Raw genomic sequence first — 26,375 nt, 5'->3', positions numbered from 1 at the left:
CTGAGGTTACTTCAACGCGCCGGACAGGAACTGCTGCAGGCGCGGGCTTTTGGGATTGCCGAACAGCTCGGCCGGCGGGCCCTGCTCTTCGATCAACCCTTTGTGCAGGAAGATCACGTGGTTCGAAACGTGGCGCGCAAATTCCATTTCGTGCGTCACCACCACCATGGTTTTTCCCTCCTCCGCCAGCTTCTGCATGATGCGCAGCACCTCGCCCACCAACTCGGGATCCAGCGCCGACGTCGGTTCGTCAAACAGCAGCACCTCCGGCTCCATCGCCAATGCGCGGGCAATGGAGACGCGCTGCTGCTGGCCGCCCGACAGATGCACCGGGTACTTGCCGCGCGCCCGCTCGTCGATGCCCACTTTATCCAGGTAGCGCACCGCGCGCTCGTGCGCGTCGGCCTTGCTCAGCCCCAGCACCTGCACCGGCGCCTCCATCACGTTCTCCAGCACCGTCATATGGCTCCACAGGTTAAAATGCTGGAACACCATGGTCAGGCGGGTACGCAGCAGCTGCAGCTGCTTCTTGTCGAATACCTTCAGCTGGCCGTCCTTGTCGCGCACCATGCGAATATCTTCGTTGTTCAGGCTGATCGAGCCTTCGCTCGGCTTCTCGAGGAAGTTGATGCAGCGCAGAAAGGTGCTTTTGCCGGAGCCGGAGGAGCCGATGATGCTGATCACATCCCCGGCGTTGGCCGCCAGCGAGACGCCCTTCAGCACCTCGTGATCGCCATAGCGTTTGTGCAGTTCCGTGACGGCTAATTTATTCTCAGACATGGTTTTTCTTCCCGTCATTTATCAGTGACTAACGTGTGCCATCCAGCGTTTTTCAGCTTTGCGGAACAGGCTGATTAACACGTAGGAGATGATCAGGTACAACACCGCCGCAATGCCGAAAGCGTAAAACGGCTGATAGGTCGCGGCATTGATGTCGCGCGCAATCTTCAGCAGATCCGGCACGGTGGCGGTAAACGCCAGCGCGGTGGAGTGCAGCATCAGGATCACTTCGTTGCTGTAGGCCGGCAGCGCGGTGCGCAGCGCCGAAGGCAAAATGATGCAGCGATACATCTTGAAGCGCGAGAAACCGTAGGCGTTGGCGGCCTCGATTTCACCGTGCGGCACCGAGCGGATCGCCCCGGCGAAGATCTCGGTGGTATACGCGCAGGTGTTGAGCGTCAGCGCCAGGATGGTGCAGTTGAGCCCGCTGCGGAAAAACGCGTTGAGAAACTCGCTGCCGCGCACGATTTCCAGGCTGTACATGCCGGAGTAGAACACCAGCAACTGCACGTACAGCGGCGTGCCGCGGAACACGTAGGTGTAGAGCCACACCGGGAAACGCACCCAGCGCAGGGAAGATACGCGCGCCACCGCCATCGGGATCGCCAGCAGCCCGCCCATCACCACGGAGGCGATAAGCAGCCACAGCGTGACCGCCACGCCGGTGAAACGGTAGCCATCGCTCCACAGCAGCGACTGCCAATACTGTTGCAAAATCTCGATCATAGCTCGGCCCTCTTGACGCCCAGTGAGTAACGCCGTTCAAGCCACAACAGCACGCCGTTGGAAACGGTAGTGAAAATCAGGTAAACCACGCCGGCTACGATGGCGAAGAAGAACGGCTGATAGGTGCCTTTCCCCGCCAACTGCGTGGCTTTCACCACGTCGTTCAGGCCAAGGATAGACACCAGCGCCGTCGCCTTCAGGATCACCTGCCAGTTGTTGCCGATGCCCGGCAAGGCGAAGCGCATCATCGCCGGGAACAAAATGCGCCGAAAGATCTGCGCGCCGCTGAAGCCGTAGGCCGTCGCCGCCTCAATCTGCCCTTTCGGCACCGCCAAGTAGGCGCCGCGGAAGGTTTCGGTAAAGTACGCGCCGTAAATAAAACCGAGGGTAATGATGCCGGCGCCGAGCGGGTCGATATCGATCTGCGAGAAACCGAGCAGCGTGGTGATGTTGTTCAAGGCGATTTGCAGGCCATAAAAAATCAGCAGCATCAGCACCAGATCGGGCACGCCGCGGATCAGCGTGGTGTAAGCGCCGAACAGGCCGGAAATAAGGGGGTTGTGGGAGAGTTTGCCGCCGGCGCCGATCAACCCGATCACCACCGCCAACAATACGGAACTGAGGGCCAACTCCAGCGTCACCAGAGCCCCCTCGAAAATCAGTTGGGAATAGCCTTGCAGCATCTACTTCACCCTGTCGTCTAGGATCCGAACCATCGGAGCCGGCGCACCGGCCCCGCAGTCACAGCATGGAACGGTTAGCGAATTAGCCGCCGTAGACGTCGAAGTCGAAGTACTTTTTCGCGTATTTATCGTAGGTGCCGTCTTTGCGCATCTCGGCGAAGGCTTTGTCCAGCGCCGCTTTCAGCTCGGTATCGGTTTTGCGCAGCCCCATGCCGGTGCCGACGCCAAAGAATTTGTCATCCTTCACCGATTCGCCGGCGAACGCATAGTCTTTGCCCGGCGGCTGTTTCAGGAAGCCATCGCTGCCCGCCACTTCATCCTGGAAGGCGGCGTCGATACGCCCGGAGGCCAGATCGGCGTAGACCAGATCCTGGTTCTGATAAGGCACTACGGTGACGCCCTTCGGCTGCCACATGGCGTTGGCGTAGGCTTCCTGGGTCGTGCCCTGCAGCACGCCCACGCTCTTGCCTTTCAACGCATCCACGGTAGGCAACAGCTTAGACCCCTTCGGCGCGATCAGGCGGGCGTTGGCGGCATACAGCTTGTCGGTAAAGGCGATTTCCTGCTGGCGTTTTTCGGTGATGGACAGCGAAGAGATGATAGCGTCGATCTTTTTCGCCTTGAGGGATGGGATCAGCGCGTCAAAGTCGCTCTCCACGAAGGTGCATTGGGTATTTATGCGTTTGCACAGCTCTTTGGCCAAATCGATATCGAAGCCGACCAGCTCGCCTTTGGCGTTTTTGGATTCAAACGGCGCATAAGTCGGATCGGTGCCAATCTTCAATGTCGATGGGATAGCGGCGAATGCGCTGTTTGCGGCCGCCAAAGCCAAGACTAAAGGAAGAACCTTAACCAGCTTTTTCATAAATTACCCTCAAATTGATTTTTTTGATGCCACTACGGGCATTACTTTTCCCCACCAAATCAATTTGCAGTAATCGTGCCACATTAGGTGCTACGGGCGGAGGGAACGGCTCCGGCCTTCACAATACTGTTTCCTGGGACGATAACCGCAAAATTAAATCGGCCGCTCGGGGCCGCGCCACTGGCAGCCGCGACAGGACGGCGCCATGAAACAGTGAACGTGATGAAGTGGGATCATTATGGTGCATGCGCCGCCCTAATTCAGTGCGGTGTTGCACAAATGTACCAATTTGGGGATGAAAATGTTAATCAACACCCTGCCAACGGGTGAACAGATCGGCCGGCAATTCGATATCAAACTGATCGATCACCCGATTGACGGTCTGATCGATGATGTCTTCCACGCTTTTCGGCTGGTGATAAAACGCCGGCACCGGGGGCATGATCACCGCGCCCATTTCCACCGCCTGCGTCATCAGCCGCAGGTGCCCAAGGTGCAACGGCGTTTCACGCACGCACAATACCAGGCGGCGGCGTTCTTTCAGCACCACGTCGGCGGCGCGGGTCAGCAGTCCGTCGCTGTAGCTGTTGACGATGCCGGACAGCGTTTTGACTGAACAAGGCAAAATCGCCATGCCCAGGGTTTTGAAGGAACCGGAAGAGATGGCGGCGGCGATATCGCGCGCATCGTGAACCACATCGGCCAGCGCCTGCACTTCACGCAGACTGTACGGCGTTTCCAGCGCCAGCGTCTGCCTTGCAGCGTTGCTCATCACCAAATGGGTTTCCACCTCTGCGACGTCGCGCAAGACCTGCAACAGGCGCACGCCGTAGATCGCGCCGCTGGCGCCGGAAATGCCGATGATGAGTCGTTTCATGAAGAATGGCCTCTGCCGTAAAAAGTAAAAAATAAGATCAGGCAGACTTTGCCGCAATGGCGAGGGATAAGCAAGTTCACAGGAGCAAGGCGCACCGCCGCAGACGCGACGATGCCCCCTGATGGATCAACGCAGGCGGTTAGCCTTCGTTATGCAGTTCCAGATTTTCCGCTTCGGTTTGTCCCCGCAGCGCCTTGGCGTCGTCGTTGCGCAGCGACTCCAGGTATTCCAGATAGCTTTGATCGACGTCTTTGGTCACGTAGATGCCGTTGAATACCGAGCATTCGAACTGGGTGATGTCCGGGTTTTCTTCACGCACCGCTTCGATCAGGTCGTCGAGGTCCTGGAAGATCAGCCCATCGGCGCCGATGATTTGGCGGATTTCATCCACTTCGCGCCCGTGGGCGATCAGTTCGTTGGCGCTCGGCATGTCGATGCCGTAGACGTTAGGGAAACGCACTTCCGGCGCCGCGGAAGCCAGGTACACGCGCTTGGCGCCCGCTTCGCGCGCCATCTCGACGATCTGCTCTGAGGTCGTGCCGCGCACGATGGAATCATCCACCAGCAGCACGTTCTTGTCGCGGAACTCGGCGCGGTTGGCGTTCAGCTTGCGGCGCACCGACTGACGACGCGCCTGCTGGCCCGGCATGATGAAGGTGCGGCCGACGTAGCGGTTCTTCACAAAGCCCTGGCGGTAGGGTTTGTCGAGAATGCGCGCGATCTCCAGCGCGATGTCGCAGGAGGTTTCCGGAATCGGGATCACCACGTCGATGTCCAGATCTTCCCATTCGCGGGCAATCTTCTCGCCCAGCTTCTGGCCCATGCGCACGCGGGCGCTGTAGACCGAGATCTTGTCCATAAAGGAGTCCGGGCGCGCGAAATAGACGTATTCGAACAGGCACGGATTGGTTTTCGGATTCTCTGCGCACTGGCGGGTGAACAACTGGCCCTTGGTAGTGATGTACACCGCTTCGCCCGGCGCCACGTCGCGCAGGAATTCAAAGCCCAGGGTATCCAGCGCCACGCTCTCGGAAGCCACCATATACTCGCTGCGGCCATCTTCCAGCGTGCGTTTGCCGATCACCAGCGGACGAATGCCGTACGGGTCGCGGAACGCCAGCAGGCCGTGGCCGATAATCATCGCCACGCAGGCGTAAGCGCCGCGCAGTTGCTGATGCATGGCGGCAACCGCGGTAAAGATGTTGTCGGCCTCCAGCGGATAATGCGGGAAGCGATCCAGCTCGCTGGCCAGCACGTTCAGCAAGATTTCCGAGTCGGAGGTGGTGTTGACATGGCGGCGGCCGCTTTCGAACAGCTTTTGGCGCAGCTCATGGGCGTTGGTCAGGTTGCCGTTGTGGGCCAGCGTAATGCCGAACGGCGAGTTGACGTAGAAAGGCTGGGCCTCAGAGGCGCTCGAGCTGCCGGCCGTCGGGTAACGCACATGGCCAATGCCCATGTTGCCCTGCAAGCGTTGCATATGGCGCGCCTCAAACACATCCTTCACCAGGCCGTTGGCTTTGCGCAAACGGAACCCGTTGTGGGCGTCAATGGTGACGATGCCTGCGGCATCCTGGCCACGGTGCTGAAGCACCGTCAGCGCATCATAAATCGACTGGTTTACCGGCATAAAACCGGCGATACCGACAATACCGCACATGTTGTCTTTTCCTCATCAGCGCTACCGCCCCGGCAATTGGGTCGGCAAGAAACTCGACGTGCTCTGCAGGTAGTCAAAGAACCACCTGATGACGTAACTGAACTGGGGAATCAGCTGCGACTGTTTCCAGTCGGCACTTTGTGAAAAGCCGGTAAAGGTATCCAGGAAGAACAGGATCGCCGCAACGATCAACACGCCGCGCAATGCGCCGAAGCAGATGCCCAGCACCCTGTCGGTGCCCGACAGCCCGGTTTTCTCTACCAGTGAGCTAATCACATAGTTAACAATAGCCCCTACGATCAGGGTCGCGATGAACAAAATCGCGATCGCGATGCCGTTTCGCACCAGTTCATCTTCAAAACGAGTGAAATAGACCGCAAGGTAAGAGTAGAAATGGCTGGCAACAAAAAACGCACATCCCCATGTCACAAGTGACAATGCTTCGCGAACAAACCCTCGGATCAGGCTCACCAGAGCCGAAAATCCAATCACCGCTATAATGACGTAATCAATCCAGACCATGAACTATTCCAATGATGAATCGCCCCTGCATCCAATTCGCGGCGAATTCTAACAGAAAAAGAAAACGTTTGCGTAGGGGATTTCCTACCACGTTACAAATAAAAAGCGGCGATTAAAAAATTCCCAATCGCCGCGCCTACATAGGTGATTTCGCCTGTAAAAGGCGCGGTTTCTCTCGAGATCTCTCCACCACTCCTTAATTCAGGGGCGTATCCTGCTGCGCCCCTGCGGGGTTTAACGACCGTACGGCTTCACCTGTCCGCTCAGCCCGCTGATCGAGTTCAGCGACGGCAATGCCGCCTGCAGCTTCTGCTTGGAAGCATCCGGGCCGACGTAGATGCGGGTGATCTGCCCTTGCACCGGCGTTGACGGCACGGTGAAGGCGCGATAGCCCGAAAGACGCAGCGAAGCGACAATCTCGTTCGCCTTGGCGGCATTCTTCAACGCCCCGAGCTGCACGACATAGGCTTGCCCGGCCGGCGCTTTTTCTTCCGCCGGTTTCGGCTGCGGTGCCGGCTCAGGCTTCGGCGTCGGTTCAGGTTTCGGCTCCGGCTTAGGCGTCGGTTTCACTTCCACCGGCTTCGGCTGCGGCGCCGGTTTCGGTTTCACCTCTACCGGTTTGGTTTCCACCGGTTTCGGCTTAGGCTGCTGCTGCACCGGCTGAGGACGCGTCTCGACCGGCGGCGGCGCCACCTGCGTCAGTTGCTGAGCATTCTGTCGCACCGCCTGTTGCGCCGCCGCTTCGTTGGCCGCCTGCTGCTCGACCAGCGCGCCCGCCCCTTCCGGCGGCTGCGCCGGCAACGGCTGCGTCACCGGCGGCAACACGTCGTTCTCTTCGACGTCGCCCGCCTTCGGCACCAAAGGAATGGCCGCGAATTCATCCTCGTAATGCTTCTTTTTGCCGTCCAGCAACCCTGGCAGGATGATCACCCCCAGCGCCACCAGAATCACGGTTCCGACCAGTCGGTTCTGAAATTTACTCGCCACTCACACTCCCCGCATCTCGTCTGACGCTGCCATCACCTGCGCAACGGTGTGGAACGATCCACAGACGATCACAATATCCTGTTTATCAGCATCCTGCATAGCCTGCCGCCAGGCAGTTTCGACATCATTAAAGCGTCGCGGTTCCGCCAGATGTTGCGCCAGCAGTTCGACGCTGGCGCCGCGCGGGCCGTCGAGCGGTGCGCAGTACCATTCATCCACCTGCTCGCTCAGGCAGGCCAGCGTACCGGCGATGTCCTTGTCCGACAGCATGCCCACCACCGCACGCACCTTGCCGCCGTCGCGCGGCAGCTTGGCCAGACGCCCAGCGAGATAGCCGGCGGCGTGCGGATTGTGCGCCACATCGAGGATCAGCATCGGCTCCCGCCGCACGATCTGGAAACGCCCCGGCAGCGTCGCCTGCTGCAGCCCGGTGAAGATCGCGCGCTCGTCGATTTCCAGCGGGGAACAGTTCAGCGCCGCCAGCGCGGTAGCGGCGTTGGCCAGCGGCACGTTCGGCGTCGGCAGATCGGTCAGCTGCGTGTCGCCGCCCTGCCACTGCCAGCGATCGCCCTGCTCGCTGAAGCTCCAGGCTTCACCGCGGCGATACAGCGGCGCGCCCAGCGTTTCGGCGACCTGGCGAATGCTGTCCGGCATGTCGGGTTCGCCCACTACCGCCGGCTTGCCGCTGCGGAAAATGCCGGCCTTTTCACGGCCGATGCTTTCGCGATCGTTGCCCAGCCAGTCGGTGTGATCGAGCGCGATGCTGGTGATCACCGCCACGCTCGGATCGACGATGTTGGTGGCGTCGAGACGCCCGCCCAGGCCGACTTCCAGGATCACCACGTCCAGCCGCGCCTGTTTGAACAGCTGCAGCGCCGACAGGGTGCCGAATTCGAAATAGGTCAGCGACGTTTCGCCGCGGCCGGCTTCAATGGCGGCAAACGAGCGGCTGTGCTCCGCTTCGCTCAGCTCTTCCCCCTGAATGCGCACACGTTCGGTGTAGCGCACCAGATGCGGTGAGCTGTAAACGCCGACGCGCAGGCCGGCGGCCAGCAGAATAGCTTCAAGGGTGCGACAGGTCGTGCCTTTGCCGTTAGTGCCGGCAACGGTGAACACCGTGGGAGCGGGGGTCAGTAAGTCCAGATGCGCCGCGACGCGCTGTACGCGCTCGAGGCCGAGTTCGATCGCCTGGCTGTGCAGACGTTCCAGATAGTAAAGCCACGAGCTCAATGGCGACGTGGCTTGGGGAATTTGGTGGTTTTGCATGAGTCCCATCACTGAACTTGGGTTCATTAATCCATCAGGGCACCACCCTCACCGCGGTAAAGGCGATGCGCTTCGTCACTGCCGCCCACCTGCAAACCGCAACGTCATAGGCCGCGGCCGGCAGGGAACGGGCATCAGCCGTCACTTAGCCACAAAGTGGCGGCTGAACCCGGGCGGGATCCGTCTTTGCCTCAGGCGTCGGCCTGCTGCTCCGGCTCAATGACCTGCGCGGCCTCATCGAAATGCGGCTGCGGCTGGTTGGTCAGCTTGGACAGAATGCTCGCCAGCGTTTGGCGCATTTCCGGGCGGCGAACGATCATATCGATCGCGCCTTTTTCGATCAGGAACTCGCTGCGCTGGAAACCCGGCGGCAGTTTCTCGCGCACGGTCTGCTCGATCACGCGCGGGCCGGCAAAGCCGATCAGCGCTTTCGGCTCGGCGATGTTGATGTCGCCCAGCATCGCCAGGCTGGCGGAGACGCCGCCCATGGTCGGGTCGGTCAGCACGGAGATGTACGGCAAGCCGCGCTCCTGCATTTTGGCCAACGCCGCGCTGGTTTTCGCCATCTGCATCAGCGACATCAGCGCTTCCTGCATGCGCGCGCCGCCGCTGGCGGAGAAGCACACCAGCGGACAGTTGTCCTCCAACGCCTGCTCAACCGCACGCACGAAACGCGCGCCAACCACGGAAGACATCGAACCGCCGATGAAGGCGAATTCAAAGGACGCCGCGACGATCGGCATGCCGTACAGCGTGCCCTTCATCACCACCAGCGCATCTTTCTCGCCGGTCGCTTTCTGTGCGGCGACCAGACGATCTTTATAGCGCTTGGAATCCTTGAATTTCAGAACGTCTTTCGGCTCCAGATCGCTGCCCAGCTCCACTTCGCTGCCTTCATCCAGCAGGGTATGCAGACGCGCGCGCGCGCTCATACGCATATGGTGGTCGCACTTCGGACACACTTCCAGATTCCGCTCCAGCTCGGCGCGGTAGAGAACCTGGCCGCAGCTGTCGCATTTGGTCCAGACCCCTTCAGGAATGCTCGCCTTACGGGTTTGTGTGATATTGCTCTTGTTAAGAATTCGTTCAATCCAGCTCATCGATGACCTTTCTGTTTGAACCTGGCACACGCCAGTCCGCTGTTCATGCTTTAACAATCCCCCCGAAAACACCCCCAATGAAAAAATGCCCGTTCGCCGCGCGGCAAGCGCGCGACCGAGGCATCGGCTTCAGGGTTGTTCGCAGGAACAGACCATAATGTCGCTCATTAAACCATATCGGCCCGACGCTGTGGACAAAAAACTGGTCGAACCGACAGGTTGAGCGATGTTTTTATTGTTTTTGCTGGCGGGCGGCGGCGCGCTTGTGGCGCCAAATTTCAATCACGCCCGGCAGAATCGAAACGATGATGATCCCGACGATCAGCAGTTTCAGGTTCTCCTGCACCACCGGCAGATCGCCGAACAGGTAGCCAGCATAAGTGAAGAGCAGCACCCAAACCAGTGCGCCAATCACGTTGTAGGCGGCGAAGTGGCGATAGGACATATGTCCCATGCCGGCGACGAACGGCGCAAAAGTACGCACGATCGGCACGAATCGCGCCAGAATAATCGTTTTCCCGCCGTGCTTCTCATAAAACTGATGCGTTTTATCCAGGTAGCTGCGGCGGAAGATTTTCGAATTCGGGTTACTGAACAGCTTCTCGCCGAACAACCGCCCGATAGTGTAGTTCACCGCATCGCCGATGATCGCCGCCACGGCCATCAACGCCACCATGGTGTGCACGTTCAGATCGTTGGTCGGCAAAGCCGCCAGCGCGCCGGCGACGAACAGCAAAGAATCCCCCGGCAGGAACGGCGTCACCACCAAACCGGTCTCGCAAAACAGGATCAGGAACAGAATAGCGTAGACCCACATGCCGTATTGTGCGACCAGTTCGGCCAGGTGCACATCAATATGCAGAATGAAATCAATAATAAACTTGATGATGTCCATAAATTCTCTCATTGATACCGGGCGTTTCAATCACCCGGCAGAAGCACAAGGGAGCGACGCTTTCAGGCGTGCCGGCGTTTAATCGTCGGGTAAAAACAGCGGCCCCATCGGCGGCCGCGGGATGCCAAAGTGGTCGGGATAGTCCACGGAAACCAGATACAGCCCCTCGGCTCGCGCCGTCGCCGCCGCCAGATTGCGATCCTTCAGCGCCAGCAACTCGGCCATCCAGTTCTCATCCTGATTGCCGCAGCCGATCTCCATCAGGCTGCCGACGATGTTGCGAACCATGTGATGCACGAAGGCATTCGCCTTGATATCTACCACAATATATTCGCCGTAGCGCGTAACCTTAACGTGTTTTACGCAGCGCCACGGGGTGCGCGACTGGCATTGCACCGCGCGAAACGAGGTAAAGTCGTTCTCGCCCAGCAATGCCTGCGCCGCCCGATGCATGCGGTCCGCGTCCAGCGGGTGATAAAAATGCGTCACCCCCTGTTGCAACACCGCCGGCCGGTAGCGATGGTTGAAAATAATATAGCGGTAACGGCGCGCGGTGGCGCTGAAACGCGCGTGAAAATCATCGGCGACGGGGCTCACCCAGCGCACCGCGATGTCCGGCGGCAAATGGGTGTTGACGCCCATCGTCCAGGCGGCGTCCTTGCGGCGCGCGGTGGTTTCGAAGTGCACCACCTGCCCGGTGGCGTGCACCCCGGCGTCAGTGCGCCCGGCGCACAGCACGTTGATCGGCGCATCCGCCACCTTGCTCAACGCCTGCTCTAGCCGTTCCTGCACGCTGGCCACTTCTTGCTGCCGCTGCCAGCCGTAGTAACGGCTGCCGTCATATTCGATGCCCAGCGCTACCTTCAGCGTCGGCTTAACGGGCGAGACCACCTCAGACATCAGTACATCTGCTCCTGCACCAGACGCTCGGCGGTTTCGATCGCCATCAACGCGCCGCCGAAGCGGACGTTGTCCGCCACCGTCCAGAACTGCAACAGCTCGGGGATGCCGTAATCGTTGCGCAGACACCCGATGCTGAGCGCATCGCTGCCGGAAGCTTCGGTGACCTGAGTCGGGTAATCATCCTCTTCACTCAGTTGAACGTCTTCGACCTCTTCAAGCTCGCTGCGCGCCTCTTCGGCGGACAGCGGACGCAGCGCTTCCAGATGCACGACCTGGGCGTGGCCATAAAACACCGGCGACTGGATGCAGCTCACCGAAATCGGCAACCCTTCGTCCTGCAGCACCTTGCGCACCTGATCGACGATCAGGCGTTCTTCGCGCACGCTGCCCTGCTCGTCGGCGACAAGCGGCAGCATATTAAACGCCAGCTGTTTTGTGAAAACGCCTTCTTCGGCCGGGATGCCGTTCAACAGCCGCGCGCTCTGGCCGGCCAGATCGTCCACCGCCGCCTTGCCACGCGAGGATACCGACATCAGCGTCGTGACGTGCAGGCGCGACAGCCCCGCCTGTTCGGTCAGCGGTTTGATCGCCGTCAGCAGTTGGCTGACCATGCTGTCGGCCACCGCGACGATGTTGCGGTTACGGTAATCCGCCAGCACCTGCGGGTTCACGCCCGGCACCACCAGCGGCACATCCGGTTCCATGGCGAACAGGCCGCTGGTGTCGATCACCAGACAGCCCATATTGCCAGCCTCTTCGGCATAGCGCGCGGAAGCGTCGCTGCCGGCGACGAAGAAGGCCAGCTGCGCCTGCGACCAATCGAACTCTTCGGCGTTTTGCACCAGAAGAGACTTGCCGTTGAAGCGCACATTGGCGCCCGCGCTGCGTTCGCTTGCCAGAGGATAGAGCTCACCCACCGGGAACTGGCGTTCCTGCAACAATTCCAGCAACGCTTCACCTACCGCGCCAGTGGCGCCGAGCAGCGCGATATTCCAGCCGTCAGACATTGGGTTTTCTCCAGAGTATTTCATTCATAAAAGCAGACGGGCAGTGCAGCCACCGCCCGATAATCTTTGCCGCTCACTGTAGCGGCGTTGGCTTAAGACAACCTTACGCGCTACGCGATGCTGAAGCCCAACTTGCCGAGCAGCTCGGCGCTGGCGCTGTCATCGCATTGCACGGCCAGCGAAGACCACTCGCGGCGTTCCTGGTAGTGCTTGCGCAGGCGATCGAACTCGCCCGGTTGCCCGGCGACTTTGCGCAGCGGCGCATCATCGCGGCGCACATCATACACCAAGTGCATCAATCGTTTTAACCGCGCTTCATCCAGCGGGCCGTTGAGACGGATCTGGCTGAACTCCGGCACCGGCAGCAGCGAGGCCAGCGCCACCTGTTGCGGCTGCCCCAGATGGCGGCTGAACGCTTCGAACACCTGGGTGGTGCCGCGCGCCTTGCCTTCCAGCGTATACCCGGCGATGTGCGCAGTGCCGATATCCACCCGCGCCAACAGCGGCAAGGCGAGATCCGGCTCCGGTTCCCACACGTCCAGCACCGTGCTCAGCTTTTTGCCTTTTTCCAGCGCCTGCAGCAACGCGGCGTTATCCACCACCGGCCCACGGCAGGCGTTGATCAGAATGCGGTTGTCCGGCAACGCTGCCAGCAGATCGGCGTCCGCCAGATGCAATGAATGATACGGGCCGGATTTATTCAGCGGCGTATGGAAGGTCAGCACGTCGGCCTCGGCCACCAACTTCTCCAGTGGCCAGAATTCCCCGGCGTCGCCGCGATCGGCGCGCGGCGGATCGCACAGCAGCGTGCGCACGCCCAGCGCTTTGAGACGCGCGTCCAGACGCGAACCGACGTTGCCCACGCCGACGATGCCGACGGTTTTATCCCGCAGCTGGAAGCCGTCGCGCTCGGCCAGCAGCATCAATGCGGAGAACACATACTCGACCACCGCGATGGCGTTGCAGCCCGGCGCGGCGGAAAACCCGATGCCCTGCCGTTGCAGCCAGGCGTCATCGACGTGATCGGTGCCGGCGGTAGCGGTGCCGACAAAGCCGATGCGGCTGCCGGCCAACAAGGCTTCATTGACCTTGGTGACCGAACGCACCATCAGCGCGTCGGCATCCGCCAGCGCCTCAAGCGGGATCGGACGCCCCGGCACCGCCCGCACGTCGCCCAGGCGGCTGAACAGCTCGGCCGCATACGGCATATTTTCATCAACCAGAATTTTCACTGCGTTCTCCGACGGTTTACGGCTATTTGTCTGCGAAATAGTGTGCCACTGAATCAGGCACGGCGAAAGCGCTCAGGGGTGGTGCCGGCGATCTGCTGGAACATGACGATAAAGGCCGACGCGGAGCTGTAGCCGACCTCCAGCGCCACGTCCTGCACGGTTTTGCCCTGTTCGAGCAGCGACACGGCGTGCAGGAACCGCAGGCGCTGGCGCCATTCGCTGAACGGCATGCCCAAATCCTGCTGGCAGCGGCGAGACAGCGTGCGCTCGGTGGTGTATACCCGCTTCGCCCACGTCGCCAGCGAAGTGTTGTCCGCCGGGCAATGTTCCAGCGCTTCCAGCACCGGCGCCAAAAACTTGTCGTCCGACGACGGCAGATAGGTTTGCTGGCGCGGCGACAGATGCAGCTGGTCGATCAGCACCTGGCAGAGGCGCAAATCCGCCTCCGCCTGCGGAATGTACTGTTTGCGCGCATAGAAATCCTCGGCGATGGCGCGAAAGATCGGCGTCACATTGACCAGGCAAGGATCGGCCGGCATGCCGGCGCACAGCGCCGGCGCGATGTCCACCATGCGGCACTGCGCCAGCCGCTGGTTGTAACAGGAGTGTTCGATGCCCGCCGGCGTCCACAGCACGTACTCCGGCGGCGCCAGAAAGCGCTGCCCGCCGATGCGCAGCACCATCACCCCGGCTTTGACCCACATCAATTGGCCCCAGGTATGGCTGTGCGGCTGGAATTCGGTGCGGACGTTGAACTCCTCGCAACGAAACTGCACCGGGTTTGGCGCCGGGATCAGCGACTCGGGGAAATGGCGGATTTCTGGCATGGTTTCGTCTCGTGATTTGTCTTATTTACGCCGATTTTTGTCTGAATATCGTTATATATGATAAACCGGACACGCGTAGACTAGCCAGCATGTTGGACGCTATTGAGAATAATTGTCATGAATATGCTTTTCCCCCTGCTGGCCGTGCTGATTTGGTCGATTAACGCCGTCGTCAGCAAACTCTCCGCCACCGCCATCGATCCGGCGGCCATCTCGCTCTACCGCTGGCTGCTGGCGCTGATCGCCCTGACGCCGTTTGTGCTGCCGGGCGTGCTTCGCAACTGGGCGCAGGTGCGCGCCAACTGGTGGAAGCTGATGATCCTCGGCTTGCTCGGCATGGTGCTGTATCAAAGCCTGGCCTATTACGCGGCGCACAGCGTCAGCGCGCTGTTTATGGGCATCATCGTGTCGCTGATCCCACTGCTGACCATCCTGATCAGCATCGTACTGCTGCGCATTGCGCCGACCGTCGGCGTGCTGCTCGGCAGCATTCTCTCCTTCTGCGGTTTGATCTGGCTGGTCAGCGGCGGTCAGCCCGTCGCGCTGTTGCAGCACGGTATCGGAAAAGGGGAATTGATGATGCTGCTCGCCACCGCCTCTTACGCGCTGTATGGCGTGTTGACCAAACGCTGGGCCATCGCGCTGCCGAACTGGCAATCGCTCTACGTGCAGATCCTGTTCGGCGTGCTGTTGCTGCTGCCGAATTTCCTGATGGCGAAGGATGTCGGCTTGAACGGCCATAACCTGCCGCTGGTGCTGTTCGCCGGCATTCCGGCCTCGATCATCGCGCCGTACCTGTGGATCCAGGGCGTCCTGCGCCTGGGCGCCAACACCACCTCGATCTTCATGAACCTGGCACCGGTGTTTACCGCCGCTATCGCGGTGCTGTTCCTGCATGAACAATTGCACGGTTACCACCTGATCGGCGGCGGCATCACCCTGCTGGGCGTGATCCTGTCGCAGCGGCTGCGCACGCCGCTGACGCGTAAAGCCAAAGCCCCGGCGGCAGGCGCAGATTCCTGCAAAGAACAGGCCTAAGCCAGCAACCTGAAACGCACCCGCACCAACAGGCCGCCCAGCGCGGCGGAGCTCAACAGCTCCGGGCGGGTGCCGTGATACGCGGTGATGTCCTTCACCAACGCCAATCCCAAACCGGCGCCCGGCTGATCGCCCACGTTGTCCAAACGATGAAACGGCTGCAGCGCCAACGCCTTGTCCTGCAAGGCGATGCCCGGGCCGCTGTCTTCAATCTCCAGCACCCCTTCCCCCGTAGTCTTGTCCCGCGTAAGGCGGGCGGTCACCACGCCCTGGCGCGGCGTGTATTTCAGCGCGTTGTCCAGCAGATTGGCACACAGCTCGGCCAACAGCAGCGGCTCCCCCGCGACCTGACACGCCGCTTCACCCTCGAAACCGAGATCGATCTGTTTGCTGCGCGCCTGCGGCAAGCGAGAGAAACAGGCGTCGCGCAGCACCTGCGCCAAATTGACCGGCTGCAGCTTGCGATCGGCGCTGTGCTCGCTGGCTTTCAGGCGCGAGAGGTGCAGCAGACGGTCGGTGAGCGCCACGGTGTTATCCAGCGTCGCGGTCATCGCCTGCAGACTTTCGCGCCACTGCTGCGGCCGATCGCTGGCCAGCGCCACCCCGACCTGGGTCTTCAGCACCGCCAGCGGGGTGCGCAGCTGGTGAGAGGCGTCGGCGCTGAAGCGTTCCTGACGCGCCACCATCAGCCGCAGCCGTTCGATGTAACGATTAAAGGCCACCAGCAGCGGCTGCATCTCCGACCAGGGAAGAACCCGCGGCAAAGGCGTCAGTTCGCCCGGATCGCGCCGCAGCATGATGCCGGAGAGTTTACGCATCGGCTTCAACACCCGCTTGAGCAGCGCGAACGCCAGGATCAGGGTCAACACCACCACCGTGCCCTGGCTCAACAGCGCCGCGATCATCATCTGCCGCGCCAGGTAACGACGCGATTCCAGGGTTTCCGCCACCAGAATGGTCGCCATGCCGCTCACGCCCGACTCGTTGACCGGTTGAAACAGCGCCGCCACGCGGATCGGCCGGCCGAGGTATTCCGCATCGTAGAAATGCACCAATGCCGGATAGAGGGTGGAGCGTGGAATGTGGGGCGGCAACGACGGCAAATCGTCATAGCCCGAGATGCTTTTCCCCTGCGGCGAGATCACCTCGTAATAGAGCTGATCGTTCATGTTGCGCTCGAAGCTGTCGAGCACCACATAAGGCACATCGACCGCCAGCTTGCCTTCGCGCACCACCAGCCGCTCCGCCACGGTGCGCGCCGACGCCAGCAGCGTGCGGTCGTAGGCCAGGGTGGCGGCGCTCATGGCGCTGAAGTAGTGGGTGTAGATAGAGATGCCGCCCAGCGCCAGCAGCGGCAGGCCAAAAAACAGCAGCAGTTGATAAAACAGCGAACGCGGCGCGTTAAACCACCGCATTGCACAGTTCCAGGCTGTAGCCCAGACCGCGCAGCGTGACGATCGCCACGTCGCTGCCCTGCAGCTTTTTTCGCAAACGGTGTACGTAAAGCTCAATGCTCTCCGGATTGGCCTCGTCAGACAGCGTAAACACCTGCTCAAACAGCTGCTGCTTGGCCACCGGGCGGCCGCGCCGGTGCATCAGCGCGGTCAGCACCGCCAGCTCGCGCGGCGTCAGCGCCAGCGGTTTGCTCTCCAGCAGGAAATAACCTTCGTCATGATAGGTCAACGCGCCGTATTGCAACGCCGGCTGCGCGGCGCCGACGCTGCGGCGCAGCAACGCCCGAATGCGCGCCTCCAGCTCGTCCAGTTCGAACGGTTTGGTCAGGTAGTCGTCCGCCCCCAGATTCAGGCCTTTCACCCGGTCGGTCACGTCGGTGCGCGCCGTCAGCAACAGCACCGGCAGATCCTGCCCGCGCTTGCGCAGGCGCGCCAACAAATCGAGACCGTTCAGACGCGGCAACGCCACATCCAGCACCGCCAGCGCATAGCGTTCATTAAGCAACAGGTGGTCGGCGGCCACGCCGTCCGGCGCGACGTCGACGGCAAATCCGGCGCCGGTCAGCGCCTTTTGCAACCAGTGAGACAGCTCGGGGTGATCTTCAACCAATAACAGTCGCATGTTCCCATTCCATTGATTTACCTGAACAACCAGACACCGATGCGGCGTCTGTTAACAGGTCGATAACAGAGAATGGCATGGAAAATAAGGGGATAAAAGAGCGCCGCGCCGCCAGTTTTGGGAGCTGGCACACAATTATGCGTACTGGGGCGCGCTCGTGTGACGCCTCAGATCAGCGTGATGGGGCTATCGGCGAGAGCAAGATCCAACACCGGACGCAGCTTGTCGGCGGTAAACGGCGAAGAAACCAGCACGGAGCGGTTGTTGGCGGCAAACACCAGATCGATGCCGGTCACGCAGGCGGTCATCGGGCAAACATACTTTTCACCGTCGGCGTTGACGAAATGCAGCTCAAATACGCCAATCTCAGGGCGCAAGCGCTTCACACGACACTGCCCGGCTTCTCCCGCCATCTCGGCGTAGACCTCTGGCAGCCGTTTAATCGCACATACCTTGGCGCTGTCCCTGCCGCCAAACAATTTCCCTAACGAAAACATATCACTGCATCTCTATTCATTTTATTACAGATGATTTTAACGCGAACGACTATCGGCAATCCTGACATTACGCAGGGTTTTGGCCGGTTTTGCGCGCTGTTCTCTGCGCCCATTCTATGTTAGCGCAGCCGCCGTTCGCTCGCGACAAGAGATCCTAATCACAGACTGGAAACTTTTCCGGCCACTGAAAGGTAAATGAAAGGTTGTTGTTTTAACAATTCCGCAACCGCATTCAGCGGGGATTCACCATCAGACAATACCGAGGGTAAGTCACAATGAAAAAAATAATGACCCGCACCTTTACCGCCGCCGCCCTGTTGCTGGCGGTCTCTCAGGCCTTTGCCGTGGAAGCGCCCAAACGCACCGAATGCATTGCGCCGGCCAAACCCGGCGGCGGCTTCGATCTGACCTGCAAACTGATTCAGGTATCGCTGCAGGACACCAAGGCCATTGATAAACCGATGCGCGTCACCTATATGCCCGGCGGCGTCGGCGCGGTGGCCTACAACGCCATCGTCGCGCAGCGCCCGGCGGAGTTCGGCACCGTGGTGGCCTTCTCCGGCGGTTCGCTGCTCAACCTGGCTCAGGGCAAGTTCGGCCGCTACAACGTGGACGACGTGAAATGGCTGGCGGCGGTCGGTACCGACTACGGCATGATCGCGGTGCGCGCCGACTCGCCTTACAAAACCTTGAAAGACTTGATGGACGCTTTCCAAAAAGATCCCAACAGCGTGGTGTTCGGCGCCGGCGCCTCGATCGGCAGCCAGGACTGGATGAAAACCGCGCTGCTGGCGCGCGAAGTCGGCGTGGATCCGCGCAAGATGCGCTACGTGGCGTTCGAGGGCGGCGGGGAACCGGTCACCGCGCTGCTGGGCAACCACATCCAGGCGGTATCCGGCGATCTGAGCGAAATGGTGCCTTACCTGCAGGGCGACAAGATCCGCGTGCTGGCGGTGTATGCCGAGCAACGTCTGCCGGGCCAGTTGGCCGATATTCCCACCGCCAAAGAGCAGGGATACAGCCTGGTGTGGCCGATCATTCGCGGCTTCTACGTCGGGCCGAAAGTCAGCGATGAAGAGTATCAGTGGTGGATCGACACCTTCCAGAAAATGATGGCGACCGACGAATTCAAGCAGCAGCGCGATCTGCGCGGCCTGTTCGAATTCAACCTGACCGGCAAAGAGCTGGACGCCTACGTGAAGAATCAGGTTGCCCAATACCGTGAGCAGGCGAAAGTGTTCGGCCTGGCCAAATAACCGCAGGGGAAAACCATGAGCGATCGTATTTTTGCCGGCTTTTGGCTGCTGCTGTGTATCGGCGGGCTGTTCATCGGCTGGGGCATCCAGAGCGAATACAGCTATGAACCGCTGGGGCCGCGCCCTTTCCCGCTGGCGATCCTCAGCCTGATGGCGCTGTGCGCGGCGCTGCTGTTGCTGCGCCGCCCGCAGGCGGTGGAATGGCCGCACCACAAGGTGATGCAGCGGCTGCTGGTGCTGGTGATCACCCTGGTGCTGTATGCCTGGGGGTTTGAATGGCTCGGCTTTCCGCTGGCGACCGCGCTGCTGACGTTCAGCATCGGCCTGCTGTTTCAGGCCAGCCTGCCGGCAGCGGCCATCTCCGGCGTCATCATGGGCGCAGCGTTGTACTACGCCTTTGACCAACTTCTCGATGTCACACTGCCGCTCGGCGCCTGGCTGAGCTAACGGGAGCGATGATGGATACCTGGATGTATTTGACCCAAGGGTTTGAAGTGGCGCTGGTGCCGCAAAACCTGATTATCGCCCTGATCGGCTGCTTCGTCGGCACCATCGTCGGCCTGTTGCCAGGGTTGGGGCCGATCAACGGCGTGGCGATCCTGCTGCCGCTGGCGTTCGCCCTCAAACTGCCGGCCGAATCGGCGCTGATCCTGCTGGCGACGGTGTATATCGGCTGCGAATACGGCGGGCGCATCTCGTCGATTCTGCTCAACGTGCCGGGTGATGCGGCGGCGATCATGACCGCGCTGGACGGCTACCCGATGGCGCAGCAGGGGCGCGCCGGCGTGGCGCTGTCCATCTCGGCGGTCAGCTCGTTCGTCGGCTCGATGATCGCCATCGGCGGCATTATTCTGTTCGCGCCGCTGCTGGCCCGCTGGTCACTGGCCTTCGGCCCGGCGGAGTATTTCGCCCTGATGGTGTTCGCCATCGCCTGCCTCGGCAGCATGATGAGCCAAAACCCGCTGAAATCGCTGCTGGCGGCGCTGATCGGCCTGGGGCTGGCGACGGTGGGCGTCGACGCCAACACCGGCGTTTACCGCTTTACCTTCGACAGCGTGCACCTCTCCGACGGCGTGCAGTTTATCGTGGTGGTGATCGGCCTGTTCTCGGTCAGTGAAATTCTGCTGATGCTGGAAAGCACCAGCGCCGGGCAAAAGCTGGTGCGTAAAACCGGCCGGTTGCTGTTCAACCGCAAAGAGGCGGCGCAGTGCGCCGGCCCGACCCTGCGTTCATCGGTGATCGGCTTCTTCGTCGGCATTCTGCCGGGCGCCGGCGCTACCATCGCCAGCGCGCTGACCTACATGACCGAGAAGAAAATCAGCGACAACAGCGACACCTTCGGCAAAGGCGACATCCGCGGCGTAGCGGCGCCGGAAGCGGCCAACAACGCCTCGGCCTGCGGTTCGTTCATTCCGATGCTGACGCTGGGGGTGCCGGGATCCGGCACCACGGCGGTGATGATGGGCGCGCTGACGCTGTACAACATCACCCCCGGTCCGGCAATGTTTACCGAACAACCGGATATCGTCTGGGGGCTGATCGCCGCGCTGCTGATCGCCAACGTCATTTTGCTGATCATGAACCTGCCGCTGGTCGGCCTGTTCACCCGCATGCTGACCATCCCGCTGTGGTTCCTGGTGCCGGCAATCGCCGCGGTTTCCGCGGTGGGGGTTTATGCGGTGCACAGCACCACCTTCGACCTGCTGCTGATGGTCGGGTTGGGGGTGTTCGGCTATATCCTGCGGAAAATGCACTTCCCGATGTCGCCGCTGATTCTGGGCTTCGTGCTGGGTGAGATGCTGGAGCAGAATCTGCGTCGCGCGCTGTCGATCAGCAACGGTGAATTCGGCATCCTGTGGAGCAGCAGCATCGCGCAAACGCTGCTGGTGCTGGCGGTCGCGGTGCTGGCGCTGCCACCGCTGCTGCGCCTGATGCGCAAACGCCGCCATCCGGCGGCCGAGGCCAAGGCCAAGGCCGAATAACGCGTAACGGGCGGGAATTTCCCGCCCGTTGTGTTTAACGGCGCAAGGCCGCAATTCCCCTTTCCAGCGCCCCGATATCGTCATCGACGAGCAGGGGCTGAATCACCGCAAAGTCCGCCTCAGGCAACTCATAGAGGCGCAAGGCGAGCAAGCGCGCGATAACTTCCGGCGCGAATCGCCAACGGATAAACCTCGCGGGATTGCCGCCGACGATGGCATAAGGTTCAACGTCGCCGGTCACCACGCTGCCGGCGGCGACGATCGCCCCTTCGCCTATCGAGACCCCTGGCATCAACATCGCCCGCATGCCAATCCAACAACCGTCGCCCAGCCGGGTATCGCCTTTGGGGCGGTACGCCTGTTTGATGGTTGCCATAAACGGGTACAGGCTCAACCAGTCGATGCGATGGGTGTGATTGCCCCCCATCAGGATCACCGCTTCGGCCGCGATGCACACGTAATCGCCGATCAGCAGGCGATCTATTTCGCCCAGCGGCTGCCATTGCCGGCTGACCGCGTCGCCGTGCAGATAGCGCACCACCGAGCGTTCGAAACCATTATCCCAGCAGTCGCTGTAGTAGCTGTGGGTGCCCTTGACGATAATATTCGGGTTGGTCACCGTCTGATGCAGCAGCTCGGTGTTGGACCAGTGTTTTTCGGACATGGCGTATTCTCTTGTTACGGGAATAAAAGCCACGGAACGGAATGTCTGTGGCCGTGTTGTCGTTCACTCAACACGGCCCTTCAAGCGATAAGCGCTCGTTTCAATCTCGGGTTATTCATGATTACCGCCTCTCTTGCGAGGCGAAATGGTAACCGATCACGCCTCAGCGGTCTTGCTTTTCAACAGCAACACCCCACCCATGACCAACGCGCTGCCCAGCAGCTGCAGCTGATTCATGTTTTCCCCCAGCAGGAAATAGGCGATCACCGCGGTGAAAACCAGCTCCAACGACAGGATCAGGTTGGCTACGGCCAGCGGCAGCGTTTTCAGGCTGATGTTATACAACCCGAAGCCCAACAGCGTCGGCCCGGCGGCCAGCGCCAGCAGCAACAGCCAGCCGCTCCACTGAATGCCCTGCGCGCCATGCGACAGGAACCACAGAGAGCCGGCCATGCCGTGGAACGCTGCCAGCGGGAACGCCGTCAGCGCCGCGTTGAACACCAGCTGATACAGCGCCGAAAAACCGAAAACGTACAAAATGGTGTTCCACACCGGATAGCCCCGTTCGCTGGCCACCCGCCCGCCGAGGGTATACAGGGTATAGCCGATGCCCGACAGCATCCCCACCAGCAGCCCCAACAAATCGAAGTGCTGGTTGCCCATGCTGTCGCCGTTGCTGACCAGGAAACAACCGCCCAGGCTGATGGCGATCACCAGCAGTTGGCGCAGCGTCAGGCGTTCGCTGTACATCACCCAGCCGAGGAACACGGTAAAGCCCACCGAACAGTAGGTCAGAATGGTCGCCACCGATGCGCCGTTCAGCGCCACCGACAGCGTCCACAGGCTGTTAAACAACGCCAGCAGCAGCCCGTAAAGCGCATAGAACAATACCTGTTCACGCCGCAGGCGCGCCCACTGCGGTTTCACCATCAACAGCAGCGGCAACAGCACCAGCGCCACCAGCGCCGCGCGCCAGAACGCCAGAACAAAGGTCGGCAGGTGATAGTATTCGGTCAGCGCGCGGATGATGATGGCGGTAAAGGCCAGCAGCATGGCGCTGATAATGGCGATGACGTAACCCTGGCGGCTGCCCTGAAAGAGACGCGCGCCGGGCAGCAAAGGCCGGGCGGAAACGCCTGACGGTAATGACATGAGATCCTCGGGAAAATGGCGACATAAATGCTCAGGCGCACAGTGTAACGCGGCCATATTTTCCCACTATAGCCACTTTTCGGCCTTGTCATGCAGGCCACTTTTCTGCGCTTGAAGCCCTGTTGACATAGGGTATAGTAAAAAGCTCTCTCCCTAACCGGGCCAATTTCGCATGCACATTCCGTTAGATCGCGAGCAGGACGTTCCGCTCTATTTACAGATCGAAGAAGCGCTGCGGCGCGCCATCCTTACCGGCGTGTTCGTGGATGGCGACAAGCTGCCCTCAACGCGCACGCTGGCGGCCGAATTGGCGGTCAGCCGTTTGACGGTGGATAACGCCTATGCCGAACTGGCGGCCAAGGGCTTTTTGCATCAGCGGCGCGGCAGCGGCGCCTACGTTGCGCACCCGCAGGCGCAAACGCGCCCGGCCCGGCCGAGCAGCGATGCCCCCTTCCCGCTGGAGAGCTTCACCCCCCTCACCTCGCGGCTGGACGGCTACGCCGACGCCCCGCTGCCGGAGGGGCTGATCAACTTCGCCGCCGGCGTCGGCAGCCCTAAGGTGTTTCCGCTGGAGGCGTTTCGCAAAGTGCTGCTGTCGGTGCTCAGCCGCCACGCGGAAGAGGCCTTCAGCTACGGGGAATACTGCGGCTACTACCCGCTGCGCGATACGCTGAGCCGCATTCTCAGCGCGCAGGGCATCCCCACGCAGGCGGAACAGGTGCTGATCACCAACGGCTCGCAGCATGCCATCAGCCTGGTGGTGCAAAGCCTGCTGGCGCCGGGCGATACGGTGATCGTCGAAGAACCGACCTACGCCGAAGCGCTGGGCCTGCTGCGCCAGCACCGCATCAATATCGTCACCGTGCCGGGCGATCGCCACGGCATGCTGGTCGAACGATTGCCCGAGTTGCTGGAACGCCACCGCCCCAAATTGATCTACACCATCCCCAACTTTCACAACCCGACCGGCCGCTGCCTGAGCGAGGCGCGGCGGCGGCGCCTGCTGGCGATCGCCCAACGGGCCGGCGTGGTGATCCTGGAGGACGATTTCGTCGGCGATCTGCGTTACCAGGGCAAGCAGCTGCCGTCGCTGCGCGCGCTGGCGCAGCCGGGCGCGGTGATCTACGTCAGCACCTTCTCCAAGATGCTGCTGCCCAGCATGCGCATCGGCTATCTGGTGGCGGACAGCGAACACTATCAGCGTTTCGCCAGGCTGAAACACGTCGACAGCTTCACCAGCTCCAGTCTGATCCAGCGGGCGCTGGACGCGTTCGTCACCGTCGGCCGTTACGACAAGCAGCTGCGCCGCGCCGGGCGCGTCTATCGCCTGCATCTGGAAGTGATGATCGACGCGTTGCAACGACGGTTGCCGCCGGGGTGCCGTTTCGAAACACCGCAAGGCGGCTTGTTTATCTGGCTGACGCTGCCCGCGACGGTGACCACCACCGAGCTGATGCCGGTGGCCTGGCGGCACGGCGTCACTTTCGCGCGCGGCGAATGCTTTTATGCCCAGGAACAGCTGGGCGCGCACAGTCTGCGGCTAAACTTCGCCGCCAACTCGCCGCCGCAGATTGAAGAAGGTATCGCCCGGCTTAGCCGGGCGATTGAGGAAGTGATAGCAGAGAAAAACGCCGGTTAGACGGCGGCCCACCACAGCCGCAGCTTCATCCCCCAGTAGCTGGTCCAGCCGGTGGTGCTCTGCACCACCTTGCCCTGCGAGACCACCACGAAGGTCGGCGTCACGCCAATCTGCCACTGCGCCGACAGCGTACCGGCCGGATCGTTGACCACCGGCAGCGCCAGCCGTTTGCGCGCCAGCCACTGTTTCACCTGGGTATCGTCGCCCGATCGCAGCGCGACGGTCAGCACGTTGCCGCCCGCCGCCTGCAAACGGGCGACGTCCGGCGTAGTGAAACGACAAACGCCGCACCAGCTGGCCCAGAAGTAAACCAGCAGCGGCCGCTCATGACTGAGCTGCGCCAACGACACGCGCTCGTCATCCAACGTGGTCAGCGTCTGGGCATCGAAGGCCGGCGGCGCCTGCGGCGCGTTCAGCCAATCCATCACCGTGATCACCGCCAGTGCGATCAGCGCCAGCAGCAGCAACTCGCGCCCCCAGCGCTTGAGCTTAGCCATGGTTGGCCTTCGCCAGCTGCTGCTTCACCATCGTTTCCAGCTCTTCATAGGACACCGCCCCCGGCAGCATCCGATCGCCGATCAGCGTCGCCGGCGTCCCTTGTACGCCCAGTTGTTCCGCCAATTCCATATTGGTGCGCAGCGTGGTCATGCTCTGTTCGCTCGGCGCCACCGCCTTGACGCCGGTTTTCTCCTGCGCGGCGGCGATGCTGGCCTTGTCGTGGAAGCCCTTTTTCGCCATCAGCCGCTGATGCAAGGCCCAGAATTGCTCCGGGTGCTGCTGCCAGGTAGTGAGCGCCACGCGCGCCGAACTGACCGAACTTTCGCCCTTGAACGGCAACAGCTTCACCACCAGCGCCACATCCGGGTATTGTTTGACGATTTTCTCCAGCATCGGATCAAACCGCTTGCAGTACGGGCAGTTATAGTCGGTAAAGGTCACCAGCGTCAGCTTGGCGTTGGCGGCGCCGAGGCGCGGGCTGGCCGGATCCTGATACAGCGTTTTGGCATTCTGCTTGATAGCCTGGCTGATTTGCTGGCTTGCGGTTTGCTGCTGCCAGGCGTCCACCGCCTGCGCCAGAATGTCCGGGTTGGACACCAGCGTTTCGCGGATCATCTCTTTGATACGCGCCTCTTGCGCCGGGGTGAAAGGCTCGGCGGCCCACACCGGGGCGGCGATGATCATCAGTAAAATCAGTAACTTTTTCATTGTTCGGTTCCTTTGGCATAGGAAAGCGTTTGCAGCACGGCGTCACGGGTCAACAGCGGGGATAGCACCACGCCGTCCGGGCTGCCGGGGCCATAGATTTGGTTGAAAGGCACGGCGACGCTGCCGCGCTTTTGCAGGAAGGCGCTGATGTCGGCCGACGGGCGGCTCCAGTCGCCGCGCAGCGCGACCACGTCATCGGCGCTCAACGCCCGCTGTACGTCATCGCGCAGCAGCACATTGAATTTGTTGGCTTTACAGGTCACGCACCAGTCGGCGGTGACGTCGACGAACACCCGTTTATGTTGCGCCAGCGCCTCGGCGATCGCCTGTTCGCTCAGCGGTTGCCACTGCACCCGATCCTGCAACGGCTGGTGCCACAGACCGGCGGTCAGCGAACCGGCCAGCAAGGCCACACCCGCCCGCTCCATAGAGATCGGGAGAGGGTCGTGTAGGGGAAGAGAGGGGGGGAGAGTGTGTGTGAGGGTGGACGGCGGTAACATAAAGTGAAAGGAGTGAACAAGTGCGAGATGGAGAAGGG

At 61.2% G+C, this 26,375-nt stretch carries 27 protein-coding genes and 1 pseudogene; 5 read left to right on the top strand and 23 right to left on the bottom strand.

What is annotated here, in order from left to right; translation table 11 throughout:
- Positions 1-6 precede the first annotated feature (6 nt).
- The 15 genes from hisP to H7A77_RS20295 all read right to left on the bottom strand — a co-directional run bounded on the left by hisP (position 7) and on the right by H7A77_RS20295 (position 14,327).
- Positions 7-780, bottom strand: a complete 774-nt coding sequence (hisP, locus tag H7A77_RS20365) for a histidine ABC transporter ATP-binding protein HisP (protein ID WP_004936098.1) — start codon at positions 778-780, stop codon at positions 7-9.
- Positions 781-801: 21 nt separating this feature from the next.
- The gene (locus H7A77_RS20360) at positions 802-1,506 is read right to left on the bottom strand and encodes an ABC transporter permease (RefSeq protein WP_033643875.1); all 705 of its coding nucleotides are present in this window, start codon (positions 1,504-1,506) and stop codon (positions 802-804) included.
- Positions 1,503-2,189, bottom strand: a complete 687-nt coding sequence (locus tag H7A77_RS20355; RefSeq protein WP_033635345.1) for a histidine ABC transporter permease HisQ — start codon at positions 2,187-2,189, stop codon at positions 1,503-1,505. The genes H7A77_RS20360 and H7A77_RS20355 overlap by 4 nt, the downstream gene beginning before the upstream one ends.
- An 82-nt stretch (positions 2,190-2,271) precedes the next feature.
- The gene (gene hisJ / locus H7A77_RS20350) at positions 2,272-3,054 is read right to left on the bottom strand and encodes a histidine ABC transporter substrate-binding protein HisJ (RefSeq protein WP_033643876.1); all 783 of its coding nucleotides are present in this window, start codon (positions 3,052-3,054) and stop codon (positions 2,272-2,274) included.
- Positions 3,055-3,358: 304 nt separating this feature from the next.
- A complete protein-coding gene (locus H7A77_RS20345) occupies positions 3,359-3,931 on the bottom strand; it encodes a UbiX family flavin prenyltransferase (protein WP_089192064.1) in 573 nt (190 codons plus the stop codon).
- Positions 3,932-4,070: 139 nt separating this feature from the next.
- Positions 4,071-5,588 carry an amidophosphoribosyltransferase gene (gene purF, locus H7A77_RS20340; protein WP_033632500.1) on the bottom strand — a complete coding sequence of 506 codons (1,518 nt, stop codon included), beginning with the start codon at positions 5,586-5,588 and terminating at the stop codon, positions 4,071-4,073.
- Between the two features lie 21 nt (positions 5,589-5,609).
- Positions 5,610-6,110, bottom strand: a complete 501-nt coding sequence (gene cvpA / locus H7A77_RS20335; protein ID WP_004936119.1) for a colicin V production protein — start codon at positions 6,108-6,110, stop codon at positions 5,610-5,612.
- A 234-nt stretch (positions 6,111-6,344) separates the two neighbouring features.
- A complete protein-coding gene (gene dedD, locus H7A77_RS20330; RefSeq protein ID WP_089192065.1) occupies positions 6,345-7,097 on the bottom strand; it encodes a cell division protein DedD in 753 nt (250 codons plus the stop codon).
- Entirely contained in the window at positions 7,098-8,363 is a 1,266-nt protein-coding gene (gene folC, locus H7A77_RS20325) for a bifunctional tetrahydrofolate synthase/dihydrofolate synthase (protein ID WP_182074579.1), read from the bottom strand.
- 191 nt (positions 8,364-8,554) lie between these two features.
- Positions 8,555-9,463: an acetyl-CoA carboxylase, carboxyltransferase subunit beta gene (gene accD / locus H7A77_RS20320; protein ID WP_182074578.1), complete on the bottom strand. Its 909-nt coding sequence runs from the start codon at positions 9,461-9,463 to the stop codon at positions 8,555-8,557.
- Between the two features lie 232 nt (positions 9,464-9,695).
- Positions 9,696-10,358, bottom strand: a complete 663-nt coding sequence (locus H7A77_RS20315) for a DedA family protein (RefSeq protein ID WP_004936130.1) — start codon at positions 10,356-10,358, stop codon at positions 9,696-9,698.
- A gap of 78 nt (positions 10,359-10,436) precedes the next feature.
- Positions 10,437-11,258 carry a tRNA pseudouridine(38-40) synthase TruA gene (truA, locus tag H7A77_RS20310; protein WP_033643882.1) on the bottom strand — a complete coding sequence of 274 codons (822 nt, stop codon included), beginning with the start codon at positions 11,256-11,258 and terminating at the stop codon, positions 10,437-10,439.
- Entirely contained in the window at positions 11,258-12,268 is a 1,011-nt protein-coding gene (locus tag H7A77_RS20305; protein ID WP_033643883.1) for an aspartate-semialdehyde dehydrogenase, read from the bottom strand. Before H7A77_RS20305 ends, truA begins: the two co-directional genes overlap by 1 nt.
- Positions 12,269-12,378: 110 nt before the next feature.
- Positions 12,379-13,500 (bottom strand): 4-phosphoerythronate dehydrogenase PdxB, encoded by a 1,122-nt coding sequence (gene pdxB, locus H7A77_RS20300; protein ID WP_033643884.1) that lies wholly within the window; start codon positions 13,498-13,500, stop codon positions 12,379-12,381.
- Positions 13,501-13,553: 53 nt separating this feature from the next.
- Positions 13,554-14,327, bottom strand: coding sequence for a helix-turn-helix domain-containing protein (locus tag H7A77_RS20295; RefSeq protein ID WP_033643885.1), 774 nt, complete (start codon positions 14,325-14,327; stop codon positions 13,554-13,556).
- Between the two features lie 117 nt (positions 14,328-14,444).
- Here H7A77_RS20295 and H7A77_RS20290 point away from each other — a divergent pair, with 117 nt between their 5' ends.
- Positions 14,445-15,365 carry a DMT family transporter gene (locus tag H7A77_RS20290; protein ID WP_182074577.1) on the top strand — a complete coding sequence of 307 codons (921 nt, stop codon included), beginning with the start codon at positions 14,445-14,447 and terminating at the stop codon, positions 15,363-15,365.
- Here the strand turns inward: H7A77_RS20290 and H7A77_RS20285 are convergent.
- The 3 genes from H7A77_RS20285 to H7A77_RS20275 form a co-directional block, all read right to left on the bottom strand.
- A complete protein-coding gene (locus tag H7A77_RS20285; RefSeq protein ID WP_182074576.1) occupies positions 15,362-16,780 on the bottom strand; it encodes a sensor histidine kinase in 1,419 nt (472 codons plus the stop codon). The genes H7A77_RS20290 and H7A77_RS20285 overlap by 4 nt on opposite strands.
- Positions 16,767-17,441 carry a transcriptional regulator TctD gene (tctD, locus tag H7A77_RS20280; RefSeq protein WP_033643888.1) on the bottom strand — a complete coding sequence of 225 codons (675 nt, stop codon included), beginning with the start codon at positions 17,439-17,441 and terminating at the stop codon, positions 16,767-16,769. The genes H7A77_RS20285 and tctD overlap by 14 nt, the downstream gene beginning before the upstream one ends.
- Before the next feature lie 167 nt (positions 17,442-17,608).
- Positions 17,609-17,938 carry a hypothetical protein gene (locus tag H7A77_RS20275; RefSeq protein WP_047025296.1) on the bottom strand — a complete coding sequence of 110 codons (330 nt, stop codon included), beginning with the start codon at positions 17,936-17,938 and terminating at the stop codon, positions 17,609-17,611.
- A gap of 275 nt (positions 17,939-18,213) precedes the next feature.
- Here H7A77_RS20275 and H7A77_RS20270 point away from each other — a divergent pair, with 275 nt between their 5' ends.
- The 3 genes from H7A77_RS20270 to H7A77_RS20260 are packed head-to-tail and all read left to right on the top strand — an operon-like array spanning position 18,214 to position 21,176.
- Positions 18,214-19,194, top strand: a complete 981-nt coding sequence (locus H7A77_RS20270) for a tripartite tricarboxylate transporter substrate binding protein (RefSeq protein ID WP_033643890.1) — start codon at positions 18,214-18,216, stop codon at positions 19,192-19,194.
- 15 nt (positions 19,195-19,209) lie between these two features.
- Complete coding sequence (locus H7A77_RS20265; RefSeq protein WP_033643891.1) at positions 19,210-19,641, top strand: tripartite tricarboxylate transporter TctB family protein; 432 nt, start codon at positions 19,210-19,212, stop codon at positions 19,639-19,641.
- Positions 19,642-19,652: 11 nt separating this feature from the next.
- The gene (locus H7A77_RS20260) at positions 19,653-21,176 is read left to right on the top strand and encodes a tripartite tricarboxylate transporter permease (protein ID WP_182074575.1); all 1,524 of its coding nucleotides are present in this window, start codon (positions 19,653-19,655) and stop codon (positions 21,174-21,176) included.
- Between the two features lie 34 nt (positions 21,177-21,210).
- Here H7A77_RS20260 and H7A77_RS20255 read toward each other — a convergent pair whose 3' ends face one another.
- Together H7A77_RS20255 and H7A77_RS20250 are read right to left on the bottom strand one after the other, a co-directional pair.
- Positions 21,211-21,840 (bottom strand): CatB-related O-acetyltransferase, encoded by a 630-nt coding sequence (locus H7A77_RS20255; protein WP_042785110.1) that lies wholly within the window; start codon positions 21,838-21,840, stop codon positions 21,211-21,213.
- A 156-nt stretch (positions 21,841-21,996) separates the two neighbouring features.
- Complete coding sequence (locus tag H7A77_RS20250) at positions 21,997-22,992, bottom strand: DMT family transporter (RefSeq protein WP_123061856.1); 996 nt, start codon at positions 22,990-22,992, stop codon at positions 21,997-21,999.
- Between the two features lie 172 nt (positions 22,993-23,164).
- Between H7A77_RS20250 and H7A77_RS20245 the strand changes: the two genes are divergently transcribed.
- Positions 23,165-24,631, top strand: coding sequence for a PLP-dependent aminotransferase family protein (locus H7A77_RS20245; RefSeq protein WP_182074574.1), 1,467 nt, complete (start codon positions 23,165-23,167; stop codon positions 24,629-24,631).
- Here H7A77_RS20245 and H7A77_RS20240 read toward each other — a convergent pair.
- The 3 genes and pseudogenes from H7A77_RS20240 to H7A77_RS20230 all read right to left on the bottom strand — a co-directional run.
- Positions 24,628-25,128 carry a protein disulfide oxidoreductase gene (locus tag H7A77_RS20240; RefSeq protein ID WP_042785112.1) on the bottom strand — a complete coding sequence of 167 codons (501 nt, stop codon included), beginning with the start codon at positions 25,126-25,128 and terminating at the stop codon, positions 24,628-24,630. The two genes, H7A77_RS20245 and H7A77_RS20240, sit on opposite strands and share 4 nt — an antisense overlap.
- Positions 25,121-25,837 (bottom strand): DsbA family protein, encoded by a 717-nt coding sequence (locus H7A77_RS20235; RefSeq protein ID WP_099782568.1) that lies wholly within the window; start codon positions 25,835-25,837, stop codon positions 25,121-25,123. Before H7A77_RS20235 ends, H7A77_RS20240 begins: the two co-directional genes overlap by 8 nt.
- Positions 25,834-26,253 (bottom strand): annotated as a pseudogene (locus H7A77_RS20230) (thioredoxin family protein); the annotation flags it as partial. The pseudogene H7A77_RS20230 and the gene H7A77_RS20235, both read right to left, overlap by 4 nt.
- Between the last annotated feature and the right edge of the window lie 122 nt (positions 26,254-26,375).

Source organism: Serratia sp. ME47, from assembly GCF_903970925.1.
Classification (GTDB): domain Bacteria; phylum Pseudomonadota; class Gammaproteobacteria; order Enterobacterales; family Enterobacteriaceae; genus Serratia; species Serratia ureilytica.
Note: the sequence above shows the minus strand (reverse complement) of the source record. Positions and strands in the feature narration are given on the sequence as shown.

Bases quoted from the DNA above. Each gene is read 5' to 3' on its own strand.
- hisP (WP_004936098.1), bottom strand. From the start codon at position 780: ATGTCTGAGAATAAATTAGCCGTCACGGAACTGCACAAACGCTATGGC.
- H7A77_RS20360 (WP_033643875.1), bottom strand. From the start codon at position 1,506: ATGATCGAGATTTTGCAACAGTATTGGCAGTCGCTGCTGTGGAGCGAT.
- H7A77_RS20355 (WP_033635345.1), bottom strand. From the start codon at position 2,189: ATGCTGCAAGGCTATTCCCAACTGATTTTCGAGGGGGCTCTGGTGACG.
- hisJ (WP_033643876.1), bottom strand. From the start codon at position 3,054: ATGAAAAAGCTGGTTAAGGTTCTTCCTTTAGTCTTGGCTTTGGCGGCC.
- H7A77_RS20345 (WP_089192064.1), bottom strand. From the start codon at position 3,931: ATGAAACGACTCATCATCGGCATTTCCGGCGCCAGCGGCGCGATCTAC.
- purF (WP_033632500.1), bottom strand. From the start codon at position 5,588: ATGTGCGGTATTGTCGGTATCGCCGGTTTTATGCCGGTAAACCAGTCG.
- cvpA (WP_004936119.1), bottom strand. From the start codon at position 6,110: ATGGTCTGGATTGATTACGTCATTATAGCGGTGATTGGATTTTCGGCT.
- folC (WP_182074579.1), bottom strand. From the start codon at position 8,363: ATGCAAAACCACCAAATTCCCCAAGCCACGTCGCCATTGAGCTCGTGG.
- accD (WP_182074578.1), bottom strand. From the start codon at position 9,463: ATGAGCTGGATTGAACGAATTCTTAACAAGAGCAATATCACACAAACC.
- H7A77_RS20315 (WP_004936130.1), bottom strand. From the start codon at position 10,358: ATGGACATCATCAAGTTTATTATTGATTTCATTCTGCATATTGATGTG.
- truA (WP_033643882.1), bottom strand. From the start codon at position 11,258: ATGTCTGAGGTGGTCTCGCCCGTTAAGCCGACGCTGAAGGTAGCGCTG.
- H7A77_RS20305 (WP_033643883.1), bottom strand. From the start codon at position 12,268: ATGTCTGACGGCTGGAATATCGCGCTGCTCGGCGCCACTGGCGCGGTA.
- H7A77_RS20295 (WP_033643885.1), bottom strand. From the start codon at position 14,327: ATGCCAGAAATCCGCCATTTCCCCGAGTCGCTGATCCCGGCGCCAAAC.
- H7A77_RS20290 (WP_182074577.1), top strand. From the start codon at position 14,445: ATGAATATGCTTTTCCCCCTGCTGGCCGTGCTGATTTGGTCGATTAAC.
- H7A77_RS20285 (WP_182074576.1), bottom strand. From the start codon at position 16,780: ATGCGGTGGTTTAACGCGCCGCGTTCGCTGTTTTATCAACTGCTGCTG.
- tctD (WP_033643888.1), bottom strand. From the start codon at position 17,441: ATGCGACTGTTATTGGTTGAAGATCACCCCGAGCTGTCTCACTGGTTG.
- H7A77_RS20275 (WP_047025296.1), bottom strand. From the start codon at position 17,938: ATGTTTTCGTTAGGGAAATTGTTTGGCGGCAGGGACAGCGCCAAGGTA.
- H7A77_RS20270 (WP_033643890.1), top strand. From the start codon at position 18,214: ATGAAAAAAATAATGACCCGCACCTTTACCGCCGCCGCCCTGTTGCTG.
- H7A77_RS20265 (WP_033643891.1), top strand. From the start codon at position 19,210: ATGAGCGATCGTATTTTTGCCGGCTTTTGGCTGCTGCTGTGTATCGGC.
- H7A77_RS20260 (WP_182074575.1), top strand. From the start codon at position 19,653: ATGGATACCTGGATGTATTTGACCCAAGGGTTTGAAGTGGCGCTGGTG.
- H7A77_RS20255 (WP_042785110.1), bottom strand. From the start codon at position 21,840: ATGTCCGAAAAACACTGGTCCAACACCGAGCTGCTGCATCAGACGGTG.
- H7A77_RS20250 (WP_123061856.1), bottom strand. From the start codon at position 22,992: ATGTCATTACCGTCAGGCGTTTCCGCCCGGCCTTTGCTGCCCGGCGCG.
- H7A77_RS20245 (WP_182074574.1), top strand. From the start codon at position 23,165: ATGCACATTCCGTTAGATCGCGAGCAGGACGTTCCGCTCTATTTACAG.
- H7A77_RS20240 (WP_042785112.1), bottom strand. From the start codon at position 25,128: ATGGCTAAGCTCAAGCGCTGGGGGCGCGAGTTGCTGCTGCTGGCGCTG.
- H7A77_RS20235 (WP_099782568.1), bottom strand. From the start codon at position 25,837: ATGAAAAAGTTACTGATTTTACTGATGATCATCGCCGCCCCGGTGTGG.